Origin of the sequence: Rathayibacter sp. AY2B9 (assembly GCF_002931595.1) — a bacterium.
Taxonomy (GTDB): Bacteria; Actinomycetota; Actinomycetes; order Actinomycetales; family Microbacteriaceae; genus Rathayibacter.
On record NZ_PSUB01000018.1, the window covers coordinates 52,250 to 65,989 of the forward strand.

Consider the following 13,740-nt stretch of genomic DNA (forward strand, 5'->3'; position numbering starts at 1 on the left):
TCCTGCCCCTGCGTCATGTGGTCTGCTCGATGCACACCGTCCCGATCGGAGAGGCCCCCCCATGCAGTCGTTCCCCGCCCCGCCACGCCAGGTGCAGATCGGCGACGCCGCCGCGTTCGCCGGCGTCACTCCGCGGGCGATCCGCCACTACCACCGGCTCGGCCTGCTCCCCGAGCGCGAGCGGGGCGGAGACGGTCGTCGGCGCTACGGCTACGACGACATCATCCGGCTGCTCTGGATCCGCCGCCTGGCCGACGCCGGGGTCGCGCTCGAGGACATCCGGGACGCCTTCGCCGTCGCAGCCCCGGCCGGCGCCGAGGACAGCGCCGACCGCGAGGACGAGGTCGCGGGCGTCCTCGCGCGGCTGGACGCCGCGCTCGCCGCGCAGGAGGAGGAGCTGCAGCGGAAGCGGGCCTCGGTCCGGCGCATGCGGACCCTCGGCGGCCGACTGGGGCTGCTCGACGACATCGTCTCGCGCCGCCTCGAGGGCGCACCCGAGGGCTCGCTGCGCCAGGCCGACCTCGACACCCTGCTGGTCACCGAGCGGATGTTCGGCCCGCTGGGCGCCGTCTCCCAGGCCGGCCGCTTCGTCGTCCTCGCCGCCGATCCGGCGCTGCGGGCGGAGGCCGACCGCGTCGACGCCGCCGAGGAGGCCCTCGACGACACGGTCGCCGAGGACGACCCCCGGGTGGAGCAGGTGGCGCAGGAGCGGCACGCCTTCGAGGCCCGGCTGATGCGCGTCGTCAAGGAGTCCGGTCAGCTCGAGGAGGACGAGGCGATCTTCGACGCGTGGGACGAGGCGCACCCGCCCGAGGACCCCGCGCCGGCCCCCGATCCCGCACAGGGCTCCCGCGCCCGGAGCGCCGGCGAGATCATCCGGAGCCTGCCCTACGACGTCTCGCCGGCCCGCCTGCGCGCCATGGACCTGGCGATGCGGCTCGGGATGGAGGAGGAGCCGACGTCCTGAGACGCGGGGTCACGCCCGTCCGGTCACAGGACCTCTCGCAGCACCTCCAGCGCCCGCTCGCGGTCGCCGACCCCGCCGCCCTCGTGCCCGCTGTACGGCCACACGTCGATCGACGTCTCGCCGCCGGAGACGTTGTGGGAGGCGAAGACCGTCGAGGGCGGGCAGATCGGGTCCATCAGGCCGACCGAGCGGTGCACCCGGCAGCGCAGGCGCCGCGAGAAGTGGACGCCGTCGACGTAGGAGAGGGTCCGCTCGACGGCGTCGAGGTCCTCGGGGCGGGTCGCCAGGTAGCGGGCGATCTCCACGTAGGGCGCCTCGTTCGTGACGGTCGTGGCGCGCAGGACGTCGGAGAGGAAGGGCACCAGGGCGATCGCCGCGCGCACCCGGGGGCGCAGCGCCGCCGCGGCGGTCGCGAGCGCTCCGCCCTGGCTGCCGCCGAAGACCGACACTCGGTCCGGGTCCAGCCCGGGGAGCGCCTCCACGGCGTCGACGGCGAGCGCCGCGTCCGCGATCAGGCGCCGGTAGTAGTACTTCTCGGGCGACTCGATGCCGCGGGTCGTGACCCCGGGGTACGCGGGTCCGCTGCCGTGGGGGTCGGGGGTGGCTCCGGAGCGGGCGAGGCGGCCGGCTCCCTGGCCTCGCGCGTCGACGACCAGGTGCGCGTACCCGGCGGCGGCGATCCAGAGGTGCTCGATCGGACGGCCCCGTCCGCTGCCGTACCCGGGGTACTCGATCACCACGGGGAGCGGGGCGCCCGGGTCCGCTGCGGGGGTCACCAGCCAGGCGGCGATCGGCTCGCCCGCGAAGCCGGGGAACCGCACGTCCCGCACCCGCACCAGCGGGAGGCCCGCGTCGACCGGCGCGGCGCTGACGCCGGGGCCGCCCTCCCGCCCGAGCGCGAGGGTGGCCCGCCAGAAGGCGTCGAAGTCGTCGGGCTCCGCGACCTCCGCACGGAACTCGCGGAGGGCGGCGAGGGGGCGATCCGTGAACACCGGGTCAGCCTTTCAGACCGGAGTGCGCGAGCCCTTCCACGAACTGCCGCTGAGCGAGGAGGAACACGGCCAGCACGGGCACGACCGTCATCGTCGCCGCGGCGAGCTGCACGTCCCACATCTCCCCGCCGTAGGCGTCGGTGAAGCGGGTGAGCGCCTGGGGCAGGGTGAAGAGCTCGGGTGAGGTCAGGTAGACCGTCGGCTCGAGGTACATGTTCCAGGACCCGAGGAAGGTCAGGATCGCGACGGCCGACAGCGCGGGCTTGGACAGCGGCAGGAAGATGCGCCGCCAGATCCCGAAGCGGCCGAGGCCGTCCAGGCGCGCGGCCTCCTCGAGCTCGCCGGGCATCGCGATGAAGTACTGCCGCATGATGAACGTGCCCAGCACCGCCGGCGCTCCGACCATCGGCACCAGCAGCAGCGGCACGTGGGTGTCGATGAAGCCGAGCTGCCGGAAGATCTGGAACAGCGGGATGATCGTCACCTCCGTCGGCACCAGCAGGCCGGTCAGGACGACGAGGAACACCGCGTTGCGTCCCGGGAACGGGATCCGGGCGAAGGCGTAGCCGGCCAGGCTCGAGACCAGCAGCGTCACCACGGTGACCGTGACCGCGATGTAGAGGCTGTTCCAGTACTGGAGCGCGAACGGCTGGAACCGGAACGCCTCGGCGTAGCCCGCCAGGCTCGGCGAGTCCGGCAGCAGGGTCGGCGGGTTCGAGAAGATCTCGTTCACCGGCTTGAACGACGAGGCGATCATCCAGAACGTCGGCACCGCGAACGGCAGCACGAGCAGGATCAGCGTCACGACGAGCAGGGCGGTCATGAGCGGGCTGCGGCCGCGGCGGCGCTTGACGGGCGGCTCCGGGACGGCTTCGAGGCGTGGCGTGAGCGGGGTCCCCTGCTCGACGACGGCGTCAGTTCTCATAGAAGACCCATTTCCTGCGCAGCTGCCACTGCACGACCGTGAGGATCAGGACGAAGAGGAGCAGCATCAGCGAGAGCGTCGCGCCGTAGCCGATGTCGCTGAACTCGAAGGCCTGTTGGAACACGTAGTAGACGAGCACTGTCGTCGACAGCTCCGGCCCGCCCTCGGTCAGGACGGCGACCTGCGCGAACGCCTGCAGCGAGCCGACGATCGTGAGGATGGCGGTGAGGAGCAGGGTGGGCGAGATGAGCGGGAGCGTGATCCGGAAGAAGATCGCGCGGGGGCTCGCGCCGTCCAGGCGGGCCGCCTCGTAGAGGTCGCCCGGCACTCCCTGCAGCGCGGCGAGGAAGAGCACCATGTTGACGCCGACGCTGCGGATGACCTGCGTGACGATGACGCTCGCCATCGCGGTGGGCCCCTCCCGGAGCCAGTTCGGCCCGTCGAGGCCGACCAGCGAGAGCAGGCCGTTGATCGCGCCGTTGTCCTGGAGGAGGAAGCCCCAGACGAGGGTCCAGGCGACCACCGAGATGACGACGGGCGAGAAGAAGAGCGTGCGGAACAGGGCGCCGCCCGGGATCCTCCGGTTGAGCAGCACGGCCAGGCCCAGCCCGAGGGCGAGGTTCAGGACGACCACTCCCCCGGAGAAGACCGCGGTCGTGCCGAGCACCGCGCCGATGCTCGGGTCGTTGATCGCCCGCTCGTAGTTCTCGCCGCCCACGAAGGTCATGGAGCCGGTGAAGACGTTCCACTCGTTGAGGCTGAACCAGACCGCGAGCCCGACGGGCAGCAGCACGAACACGATCACACCGAGCAGCTGGGGCGCGATGAAGAGCCAGCCGGCGAGCGCGTCGCGGCGCCGGAGGTTCCAGTAGGCGCCGGCGGGAGCGGATCGGCGGCTGTCCGTCGAGGTCGCGGTCACGGGATCACTTCCCCTGGAGGACGGGCGCGATGGCGTCGCAGACGCCTCCGAGCACCTCGGCGACGTCGGCGTCGGCCGACCACATGCGGTCCAGCGCCGTCTTGCCGACCGAGGTGATCTCGGCGGGGCTCGTCACCGGAGGGGTGGCGGACACGTCGGCGAGCTCGTCGACCACGACGCGGTCGAGCTGCTCGGCGCTGAGGCGGGTGTTGACCTTCGCCAGCTCCTCACCGGACAGCAGCGACTCGCGGGGCGGCGGGAAGAACTGCGCGAGCTTCGCGGAGTTCTCCGGGTTGGTCATGAACGAGAGGAAGCCGGTCGCCTCCTCCACGTGGTCGCCGCCTGCGAGCGCCGCCATGCCGGCCTGGCCGATGTTGCCGTACTCGCCGGCGGGGCCGACGGGCAGCGGGTAGATCTCGAACGGGAACGAGCCGTCGAGCAGGCTCGCGCGCGAGACCTGCGCGGTCGTGAACGCGGCGTCGCCGGCGAAGAAGTCCGCCGTCACGCCGGGTCCGGGGGTCGCGCCGCTGACGTAGACCGAGTCGTGGAAGAACTGGAACGCCTCCACCATCTCGGGCGAGTCCATCGTGCACTGGGTCCCGTCGTCGCTCCACGGCTGGGCTCCCCAGCCCGCCCAGAGGTTCGCGAGGCTCAGCCAGCCCGAGAAGTCGAAGTCGCGGATGATGTAGCCGGCCTTGCCGGTCGACTCGTTGACGGCCGCGCCGATGCGGTCGACGTCCTCCCAGCTGAGCGTCGCGGGGTCGACGGTCTGCCCGGCCTGCGCGATGAGGTCCTGGTTCACGTACAGCGCGAACGGCGAGTTGGAGAACGGGTACGCGTAGAGCTCGCCGTCCTGGCTGAACGACTGCGCCACGCTGGGCAGGATGTCGTCGTACTCGTAGCCCTCGGTCCCCTCGAAGGTCTCGGTCAGCGGAGCGAGCGCTCCGGCGTCGATCAGGTCCTTCGCGATGTCGCCCACCCAGGCGAGGTCGGGGGCGTTGCCGCCCGCGGCCTGCGTGGTCAGGGTCGAGTTGTAGTCCGCGAACGGGAGGGACTCGAAGGTCACGGACTCGATCTCGGGGTGGTCGGCGATGTACTCGTCGGCCATCGAGTCGAACAGGGCGAGCTGCTTCTCGTCGGAGGTCCAGACGGACATCCTCAGAGCGACGGGTGCTGAGTCGTCCCCGCCGCCGGCGGCGCCGCAGCCCGAGAGGGCGGCGATCACTCCGACTGCGGCGAGCGAGGCCATCAGCTTCTTCGCTGGTCTCATCGTCTCTCTTTCTCCAATGGTCTTCTCGGTGTTCCCGGTCAGTACCCGACGACGTCGGGCCAGTGGGTCTCTACGCCGCGCGACTCGAGCCTCGCCTGCAGGCGGGCGACGAGGGCGGGGTCGGCGGCGATCTCGTGGGGCGACAGGTCCTCGGCGAGGGCGAGGGCCGCCAGCTCTCCGACGGCCTCGCCGATGTTCCACTCCACGGGGTGGAGGCGGTACGCGCCGTTGGTGATGTGCGTCGTCCCGATGTTCTTGCCCCCTGGCAGCAGGTTCGTCGGGGTGCGCGGCACGAGGGCGCCGAGCGGGATCTCGAACGGTGAGCACTCCACGTCGAGGTAGTTGTCGCCTCCGGTGGTCGGGTGCAGGTCGATCCGGTACATGCCCACGCCGACGGAGTCGTCGAAGCGCGCAGGGCTCCCCGTCCCGCGGGCGGCGACGGAGACGTCCTGCTCGCGCACCGTGGTGAGCGCGCGGATCCGGCGGGACTCGCGGATGTAGGGGGCCTGCGCGAGGCCGTCGGCGGTGCCCATCACGTCGCCGCGGAGCCGGAGCCCGGGCCAGCCGCGGCCGCCGTCGGGCCGGGGCGCCTCGGTCTGGAGCCAGTAGAAGTACGACAGCGAGAGCGCGCGGGCGCCGGCGAGGTGCTTCTCCGGCTCCGGCACGTCGAGGATCGAGCTGTCGAGGTAGTCGAGCATCGGCCAGTTCGCGAGCACGATGTCGCTGTCGAGCGTGCCCGGCCGGAGGGTCTCGGTCGCGAGGATCCGGCGGAACATCCAGAGGTCGGTGTCCCCGCCCTGCGCGCGCTGGTCCGCGGTGCGGGTGTCGCCCACGGCGTTCACGTGCATCGTGCGGGTCTCGGGGCGCAGCGTCCTCGGGTTCGGCGCGGTGAAGGAGAGGAGCTTCCCGCCCCAGAACGGCACCTCGTACTCGTGCCAGTAGTCGTAGTCGGCCGGGCGCTCGATGGTGTGGTCGCCGTCCGCGCTGTCGAAGCCGAAGCACCAGGTGACGGCCTGCACGTTCATCGGGTCGGCGACGGCGGGAGCGCTGGGCTCGCCGTGCTCGTCGCGCGACTCGGACCCCGTGACGTAGTCGACCTCCGCGAGGGGGAGCAGCTCCCCCGTCTCGGTCGCGTCGACCACGTACCGTCCGGAGACGGCGAGCTCCTCGCCCGAGACCGCGTCGCGCAGCAGGACGCGCTCGATCCGGCCCGGGCCGCCGTCGACGGCGAAGGGGACGACGCCGGTGACGACGCGGATCGCTCCGCTCGAGCGGTAGGGGGCGAGCATCTCGTCGAGCACGGCGACGGCGACGCGGGGCTCGGCGCAGAGCCTGCTCACGAGTCCGCGGCCGGGGTTCAGGCGGTCGTCGCGCATCGCCTCGGCGGTGAGGGGGTAGTTGCGGCGGTAGTAGCCGCGGATGCCGTCGCGGAGGCGCCGGTAGTCGGCGGTGACGCCGAACTGCTCGACCCAGGTGTGCTCGTCCGGCGGGACGCCCTGCGAGGTGAGCTGACCGCCCAGCCACGGGTACTGCTCGGTCAGCACGACCGAGAGGCCGTTGCGGGCGAGGGCGATCGCCGCGGCCACTCCTCCGAGGCCGCCGCCGATCACGGCGACATCTGCTTGCATCGGGGTCACGCGTCGGCCTCGTCCTCGTCGACAGTCTGGGTCATCGGCCTACTACCCGCGGGTAATACGTATTGCCGATTGGTTAGACCGTAACGCACGAGTGTCCGGTTGGCAACGGTCTCCGCCGTTCCGAGCGACGCCGCGGCGACCCGCGGGCGTCCTCAGCCGGGAGTGGGCCGGATGTCAGGGCTCGGTGGCATGCTCGACCCCGAGCGGGGCCGGCGGGCGGCGGCGCGGAGCGGAGCAGCATGATCGGGTTGGATCTCACCGGGCGCACGGCCCTCGTCACCGGGTCGGGGCAGGGCATCGGGCTGGCCATCGCGACGACGCTCGCGGAGGCGGGCGCCGAGGTGATCGTGAACGCCCGCTCCGAGCGGTCGATCCGCCGGGCGATCGAGGCCGTCGGCGCGGCGGTGCCGGAGGCGCGGGTGCGCGGAGTCGCGGCCGACGTGTCGACGGAGAAGGGCACGGCCTCCCTCCTGCGCGCGGCCGCCGACGTGGACGTGCTCGTCAACAACCTCGGGATCTTCGGCTCCGCCGATGCGCTCTCCATCGACGACGACGAGTGGCGCCGCTACTTCGAGGTCAACGTGCTCACCGGCGTGCGCCTCACCCGCGCCTACCTCCCCGGGATGATGGAGCGCGAGTGGGGCCGCGTCCTCTACATCGGCAGCGACTCCGCCGTCGTCACGCCCGCCGAGATGATCCACTACGGAGTGTCGAAGACCGCGCTGCTGGGCGTCTCGCGCGGCTTCGCCAAGGCCGCCGCCGGCACCGGGGTGACGGTGAACAGCGTGCTCGCCGGGCCGACCCACACGGGCGGCGTCGAGGACTTCGTCTACGAGCTGGTCGACCGCGAGCTCCCGTGGGAGGAGGCGCAGCGCGAGTTCATGCGCCTGCACCGGCCGCAGTCGCTGCTGAAGCGCCTCATCGAGCCGGAGGAGATCGCCCACATGGTGGCGTACCTCGCCTCCCCGCTCGCCTCGGCCACCACGGGCGCCGCCGTGCGCGTCGACGGCGGCTACATCGACTCGATCGTGCCGTAGCGCGCGCTCCCGGGGCTTCCCGGGGCGCCGGCCGTCAGCGCGGAGGGGCGACCGAGCCGCCGGGGCGCCACGGGCCGCCGATGCGCTCCTGGAGGAGCGGTGCCGCGGGGTCGGCGAGGCGGGCGAGCAGCGCCTCCACTCCGCGGCGACCGAGCTCGCGGCCGGGCGCGACGAGCAGGTCGAGCGCAGGGTCGGCCAGGTCGGCGACGTCGGGGTCGGAGGCGAGCAGGACGATCGAGAGGTCCTCGGGCACGCGCAGCCCGCGGTGCCGCACCTCGTGCGCGAACCCGACGGCGGCGCCCCCGTTGACGATCACCACGGCGGTCGCGGAGGCGGGGTCGAACGAGCGGGCGAGGGTGCGGCCACCGGCGGGCGACTCCTCGCAGCGCAGCAGCACGCCCTCGACGCCGCGGGCCGCGCAGGCGAGCGCGAACGCCTCCTGGGTGCGCGCGTAGGGGCCGAAGTCGGCCGCGGCGTCGCGGTCCGGGCCGAGCACGAGCGCCACCCGCGCGTGCCCCAGGCCGGCGAGCCGGCCGAGCGCCTCCTCGACCATGCCCTCGAAGTCGATGTCGACCCAGTCGAGGGCGGACGGGTCGCGGGTGCGCCCGATGAGGGCGAAGGGCGTGCCGGAGTCCCGAAGGACCGGCACGCGCTCGTCCTCGCTGGTGACCTGCATCAGCACGACGCCGTCGATCAGGCCGTCGGCGCGCAGGTCGGCGAGGCGGTCGGAGCCGCCGACCGTCGGCCAGAGGACGATCGAGTGGTCCTGCTCCGCCGCGGCCTCGGCGGCTCCGAGCAGGAACGAGGTGGCGGTGTTGAGCGGCCGGCTCGACACGAGCGGATAGACGACCGCGACGATCCCGGAGCGGCGCCGCGCGAGAGCGCGGGCCAGGGCGTGCGGCCGGAAGCCGAGCTCGCGCATCGCCGCCCGCACCCGCTCGCGGGTCTCGGGCGAGACGGGCTTGGTGTCGTTGACCACGAACGAGACCGTCGCGATCGAGACCCCCGCGAGGCGCGCGACGTCCCTCATCGTGGCCACCGCGCCTCCTCCGCTCGCGCCGCCCGGCCGTGGTTGACGCGGGGCGGACGTCTCCCGCATCCTAGGAGACGCGGCCGGTAAAGCGGTTAACCCCGTGTCGGGCCGCCCACTGCCGCACCGTCTCCACCGTCGAAGAAGGAACACCGTGACCACACCCTCCTCCCCCGTCCGCGTCCTCGTCTGGGGCGAGAACCGCCATGAGCAGATCGAGGAGAAGGTCCGCGCGATCTACCCCGACGGCATGCACAGCACGATCGCCGACGGCATCCGCGAGAACCTCGGCGAGCGCGCCTCCGTCTCCACCACCACGCTCGACGAGCCCGAGCACGGCCTCACCGAGGACGTCCTCGACGCCACCGACGTGCTCGTCTGGTGGGGCCACATGGCTCACGGCGACGTCTCCGACGAGATCGTCGAGCGCGTCCAGCGCCACGTCCTCTCGGGCATGGGCCTCGTCGTCCTGCACTCCGGCCACTGGTCGAAGATCTTCGGCAAGCTCATGGGCACCACCTGCACGCTGCGCTGGCGCTCGGAGCAGGACCGCGAGCTGGTCTGGACCGTCGACCCCACGCACCCCATCGCCCAGGGGATCCCGCACCCCTTCGTGATCCCCCGGCAGGAGATGTACGGCGAGTTCTTCGACGTGCCGGCGCCCGACGAGCTCGTGTTCCTCTCGACCTTCACGGGCGGCGAGGTGTTCCGCTCCGGCATGACCTGGAAGCGCGGCCACGGGCGCATCTTCTTCTTCTCCCCCGGCGACCAGGACTACCCCGTCTACCACCAGGCCGAGGTGCGCCGCGTGATCGCGAACGGCGTCGAGTGGGTGCGCTCCTCGCGCCCCGAGCGCCGCCTCCCGGTGCTGCAGCGCTACGAGACCGAGGACTTCCACAACGGCCAGGACTACGAGGGAGCGCTCGTCCGATGACGGTCCGCCTCGTCCAGGTCGGCGCCGGCGCGATGGGCCGCGCCTGGATCCGCACCATCCGCGACTCCCCGGACGCCGAGCTCGTCGGCCTGGTCGACCTCGACGTCGACCTCGCCACGGCTGCCACGGAGGAGGAGGGGGTCGGCCCGGTCGCGGTCGGCACCTCCGTCGCCGAGGTCGCCGCGCGCTCCGGCGCCGACGCCGTGGTCAACGTGACCGTGCCGCGGGCGCACCTCCCCGTCAGCTCGGAGGCGCTGTTCGCCGGGCTGCCCGTGCTCTCCGAGAAGCCGATCGCGCCGACCATCGCCGAGGCGCTGGTGCTCGCGGCGACGGCAGAGGCCTCGGGCCGGCTCCTGATGACCAGCCAGTCGCGCCGCTACTACTCGGCGATCACCGCCTTCCGCGAGCAGATCGCCGGGCTCGGGCAGCTGGGCACCGCCTCCGTGCACTTCGCGAAGGCGCCCCGCTTCGGCGGCTTCCGCGACGAGATGGACCACGTGCTCCTGGTCGACATGGCGATCCACGCCTTCGACGCGGCGCGGTACCTGCTCGACAGCGACCCGGTCGCGGTCTACTGCGAGGAGTACAACCCGGGCTGGAGCTGGTACGCCGACGGAGCCGCGGCGAGCGCCGTGTTCGAGTTCGCCGGCGGAGTGCGCTTCAGCTACACCGGCAGCTGGTGCGCCGACGGCCTCGAGACCTCGTGGAACGGCGACTGGCGCGTGAACGGGGCCGGCGGCACCGCGCACTGGGACGGCGACGGCGCTCCGGAGTGGCAGTCGCGCGAGTCGGAGGCGGTGCGGACCGCCGCGCTCGAGCCCGTGCCCGAGGAGATCGCGGGCTCGCTCGCGGAGTTCGTGCGGGTGCTGGGCTCGGGGGCGGTGCCCTCGGGCGAGGTGCACTCGAACGTGCGGAGCCTCGCGATGGTGGAGGCGGCGGTCCGCTCCTCCGAGACGGGTGCGCGGGTGCGGCTCGACGACGTGCTGGAGGAGGGGTACGCGGAGGCGTTGACGCTCGCGCGCGACGAGCGAGTCCGCGCGGCCCTCGGCTCCTGGGGCTCGGCCGCGGAGGGCCTCGCGCGCTGACCACGCCGCCTGGCGGATCTCGAGGCGTCCGTGCGGCGGACTGCGACACGCGGCGTCTCGAGACCCCCGCCCGGTCGCGGCTCCGCCACCGCGCGTTCGCCGGGCGGACACCTGCGGGCGGCGGTGCGTTCACCGGGGGCGGCCAGCGTGGGCGGGTTCCTTCGAAGCCGCTCAGGAGACCCGTGTCCTCTCGTCACACCCGCACCCGCACACGCACCGCCACCCTCGCTCTCACCGTCACCCTCGCCGGCTGCACCCTCGGAGCCGCGGCCCTGCCCGCCTCCGCCGCGGGCGACTCCTTCTTCACCCGCATCGCCACGGTGCCGGCCTACCTCAACGCGGCCGACCCGTCCGCCGACTCCGCCGTCGCCGAGATCTCGAGCGCGTCGCCCGACGGCCGCCTGGTCTACTCGACGGACTCCGCCGGGCAGCGCATCGACGTCCTCGACATCTCGGACCCCGACGCCCCCGAGCCGCGCGGCGGCGTCGGCGTGGGCGGCGAGCCGACCTCGGTCTACGCGACCGGCGAGTACGTCCTCGCGGTGGTCGACACGAGCGACGGCGACTTCGCGAACCCCTCCGGCCACGTCAGCGTGCTGCACGCCGACGACCTCGCGCCCGTCGCGAGCATCGAGCTCGGCGGCCAGCCCGACTCCATCGACGTCACCACCGACGGCTCGACCGCGGTCATCGCGATCGAGAACCAGCGCGACGAGGACCTCGCCCCCGAGGGCGGCGAGGAGGGCGACCTCCCGCAGGCGCCCGCCGGGGAGCTCGTGGTGATGGACCTCGCGGGCGACCCCTCCGCCTGGGTGCCGGAGCACGTCGACCTCATCGGTCTCGCCGGCCTCGACACCCCGTCGGACCCGGAGCCCGAGTACGTCTCGATCAACCCGGCCGACACGGCCGTCGCCGTGACGCTGCAGGAGAACAACGCCGTCGCGATCGTCGACCTGGCCACCCGCTCCGTCACCGCCTCGTACACCGCGGGCACCGCCTCCGTCAGCGGCATCGACACGCTCGACGACGACTCGATCTCGCTGACCGGCTCGATCACCGACGTCCCGCGCGAGCCCGACGCGGTCGGCTGGGTCGGCGACGACCACGTCGCGATCGCGAACGAGGGCGACTGGAAGGGCGGCACGCGCGGCTGGTCGATCCTCGACGCCGCGACCGGGGCCGTGCAGTGGGACGCCGGGAGCTCGTTCGACCACCTCGCGGTGCGCCTCGGGCTCTACCCGGACAAGCGCTCCGACGCGAAGGGCTCCGAGCCCGAGGGCCTGCTCTCGGCCACCTTCGACGGCGTCCCCTACGTGTTCGTCGGCGCCGAGCGGGCCAACTTCGTGGCCGTCTACGACGTGTCGGAGCCGACCGCGCCGCGCTTCGTGCAGGCGCTGCCGTCGACCCCGGGTCCGGAGGGGCTGCTCGCCCTGCCCGAGCGCGACCTGCTGGTCGTCTCGAGCGAGACCGACGACGCCGAGGCCGCCGTCCGCGCGAGCGTGCAGCTCTACGCGCTCGGCGCCTCCGCCCCCGCGTTCCCGACCGTGCTGTCGGCCGACGTCGACGGATCGCCGCTGCCCTGGGGTGCGCTCTCGGGCCTCTCGACCGACCCGGCGGCGCCCGACCGCCTGTACGCGGTGAGCGACAGCGCCTACGCGCCGAGCACACTCCACTCGATCGACACCTCCGTCTCGCCGGCGCTGCTCGACACGACCCTCACGGTGACCGAGGGCGGCGAGCCCGCCGCTCTGGATCTGGAGGGGATCGCCGCCCGCGTCGACGGCGGCTTCTGGGCCGTGACGGAGGGCGGGACAGGCGACGGCAACGCGCTCCTGCGGCTCGACGCGGACGCCGCGGTGACCGAGCGGATCGCCCTGCCCGCGGAGCTCGCCTCCGCACTGGGCAAGCAGGGCTTCGAGGGAGTGACCGTCGAGGACGGCGCCGCCGGTGAGATCGTCTGGACGGCGCTGCAGCGCGAGGCCTCGATCGACGCCGACGGAGTGGTCCGGATCGGGCGCTACGACGTCGCCGCCGACAGCTGGAGCTTCTTCGGCTACCCGCTGGAGGCCGTGTCCGGGGCGGACGGCGACTGGAACGGGCTCTCGGAGATCACGCTGACCCCCGCGGGCACGCTCGCGGTGATCGAGCGCGACAAGCTCAACGGGCCGGACGCCGCGCTGAAGGCCGTGTACACGGTGCCGCTGCCGACGGAGGCCGGCGCGGCGGTCGGCGAGACGCTGCCGATGCTCGAGAAGACGCTCGCGGTCGACGTGCTGCCCGCGCTGCAGGCCGGGAACGGCTGGACCCAGGAGAAGCTCGAGGGCCTCGGGATCACCGGCTCCGGCGAGGTGTTCGCGGTGACCGACAACGACGGCGTGGACGACGCGAACGGCGAGACGGTGCTCGCATCGCTCGGCTCCGCGGAGTCCGTGTTCGGGACGGGGACGGTGCCGACCCCGGGGCCGACTGTCGAGCCGACCGTTGAGCCGACGGTGGCGCCGACGGCTGAGCCGACCATGGCGCCGACCGCGCAGCCCACGGTCGCGCCGACGGCCGAGCCGACCCGCACGCCGGCTCCTGCTCCGGCCGGCGCCGTTCCTCCGCGGACCGGCTCGGGACTCGCGAGCACCGGCGTCGAGACGGGCTGGACCGCCGCGGCGGCCCTCGCCCTGCTCGCCGGTGGAGCGCTCGCGCTCGGAGTGACGCGCCGCCGCCGCGACGCGCGCTGACGGACGCCGACGGCCCGGGGGACAGTGTCCTCCGGGCCGTCGGCGTTCCCCCGCGCGAGCGGGGCGGGTGGTCGGGTGTCAGCTTCCGGTGGGGGCGTCCTCGGTGTCGGGAGAGGTGCTCTCGGAGGGCGCCTGCGGGGCGACGGGCGCGGCAGGGCCGGAGCCGTCGGCGGGGGCCGGCGGGGCGGTCCAGCCCGTCTCGACGCCGGTGCTCG

At 73.3% G+C, this 13,740-nt stretch carries 11 protein-coding genes; 5 read left to right on the forward strand and 6 right to left on the reverse strand.

The features are described from left to right. The first annotated feature begins 61 nt into the window (after nt 1-61). Nucleotides 62-967: a MerR family transcriptional regulator gene (locus C5C25_RS14515; RefSeq protein ID WP_104251007.1), complete on the forward strand. Its 906-nt coding sequence runs from the start codon at nt 62-64 to the stop codon at nt 965-967. Between the two features lie 23 nt (nt 968-990). Here the strand turns inward: C5C25_RS14515 and C5C25_RS14520 are convergent, their stop codons facing one another. The 5 genes from C5C25_RS14520 to C5C25_RS14540 are packed head-to-tail and all read right to left on the reverse strand — an operon-like array spanning nt 991 to nt 6,701. Further along, entirely contained in the window at nt 991-1,959 is a 969-nt protein-coding gene (locus C5C25_RS14520) for an acetylxylan esterase (protein ID WP_104234015.1), read from the reverse strand. 4 nt (nt 1,960-1,963) lie between these two features. Beyond that, nucleotides 1,964-2,884 (reverse strand): carbohydrate ABC transporter permease, encoded by a 921-nt coding sequence (locus C5C25_RS14525; RefSeq protein ID WP_244229554.1) that lies wholly within the window; start codon nt 2,882-2,884, stop codon nt 1,964-1,966. Then, nucleotides 2,874-3,803: a carbohydrate ABC transporter permease gene (locus tag C5C25_RS14530; RefSeq protein WP_104251008.1), complete on the reverse strand. Its 930-nt coding sequence runs from the start codon at nt 3,801-3,803 to the stop codon at nt 2,874-2,876. Before C5C25_RS14530 ends, C5C25_RS14525 begins: the two co-directional genes overlap by 11 nt. Before the next feature lie 4 nt (nt 3,804-3,807). Next, nucleotides 3,808-5,073, reverse strand: a complete 1,266-nt coding sequence (locus C5C25_RS14535) for a sugar ABC transporter substrate-binding protein (protein WP_104224315.1) — start codon at nt 5,071-5,073, stop codon at nt 3,808-3,810. 38 nt (nt 5,074-5,111) lie between these two features. Further along, nucleotides 5,112-6,701 carry an FAD-dependent oxidoreductase gene (locus tag C5C25_RS14540; protein WP_104251016.1) on the reverse strand — a complete coding sequence of 530 codons (1,590 nt, stop codon included), beginning with the start codon at nt 6,699-6,701 and terminating at the stop codon, nt 5,112-5,114. Between the two features lie 251 nt (nt 6,702-6,952). Here C5C25_RS14540 and C5C25_RS14545 point away from each other — a divergent pair, with 251 nt between their 5' ends. Beyond that, nucleotides 6,953-7,747 carry an SDR family NAD(P)-dependent oxidoreductase gene (locus tag C5C25_RS14545; RefSeq protein WP_104238803.1) on the forward strand — a complete coding sequence of 265 codons (795 nt, stop codon included), beginning with the start codon at nt 6,953-6,955 and terminating at the stop codon, nt 7,745-7,747. A gap of 34 nt (nt 7,748-7,781) precedes the next feature. Here C5C25_RS14545 and C5C25_RS14550 read toward each other — a convergent pair whose 3' ends face one another. Continuing rightward, nucleotides 7,782-8,777, reverse strand: coding sequence for a LacI family DNA-binding transcriptional regulator (locus C5C25_RS14550; RefSeq protein WP_258059511.1), 996 nt, complete (start codon nt 8,775-8,777; stop codon nt 7,782-7,784). A gap of 154 nt (nt 8,778-8,931) precedes the next feature. Between C5C25_RS14550 and C5C25_RS14555 the strand changes: the two genes are divergently transcribed. The 3 genes from C5C25_RS14555 to C5C25_RS14565 all read left to right on the forward strand — a co-directional run bounded on the left by C5C25_RS14555 (nt 8,932) and on the right by C5C25_RS14565 (nt 13,525). Then, the gene (locus C5C25_RS14555; protein WP_104234013.1) at nt 8,932-9,711 is read left to right on the forward strand and encodes a ThuA domain-containing protein; all 780 of its coding nucleotides are present in this window, start codon (nt 8,932-8,934) and stop codon (nt 9,709-9,711) included. Further along, complete coding sequence (locus C5C25_RS14560; RefSeq protein ID WP_104251009.1) at nt 9,708-10,796, forward strand: Gfo/Idh/MocA family protein; 1,089 nt, start codon at nt 9,708-9,710, stop codon at nt 10,794-10,796. Before C5C25_RS14555 ends, C5C25_RS14560 begins: the two co-directional genes overlap by 4 nt. A 182-nt stretch (nt 10,797-10,978) precedes the next feature. Next, on the forward strand, nt 10,979-13,525 hold the full coding sequence (locus C5C25_RS14565; RefSeq protein ID WP_104251010.1) for an esterase-like activity of phytase family protein: 2,547 nt from the start codon (nt 10,979-10,981) through the stop codon (nt 13,523-13,525). Nucleotides 13,526-13,740 lie beyond the last annotated feature (215 nt).

Bases quoted from the DNA above. Each gene is read 5' to 3' on its own strand.
- C5C25_RS14525 (WP_244229554.1), bottom strand. From the start codon at position 2,884: ATGAGAACTGACGCCGTCGTCGAGCAGGGGACCCCGCTCACGCCACGC.
- C5C25_RS14550 (WP_258059511.1), bottom strand. From the start codon at position 8,777: ATGAGGGACGTCGCGCGCCTCGCGGGGGTCTCGATCGCGACGGTCTCG.
- C5C25_RS14535 (WP_104224315.1), bottom strand. From the start codon at position 5,073: ATGAGACCAGCGAAGAAGCTGATGGCCTCGCTCGCCGCAGTCGGAGTG.
- C5C25_RS14515 (WP_104251007.1), top strand. From the start codon at position 62: ATGCAGTCGTTCCCCGCCCCGCCACGCCAGGTGCAGATCGGCGACGCC.
- C5C25_RS14540 (WP_104251016.1), bottom strand. From the start codon at position 6,701: ATGCAAGCAGATGTCGCCGTGATCGGCGGCGGCCTCGGAGGAGTGGCC.
- C5C25_RS14560 (WP_104251009.1), top strand. From the start codon at position 9,708: ATGACGGTCCGCCTCGTCCAGGTCGGCGCCGGCGCGATGGGCCGCGCC.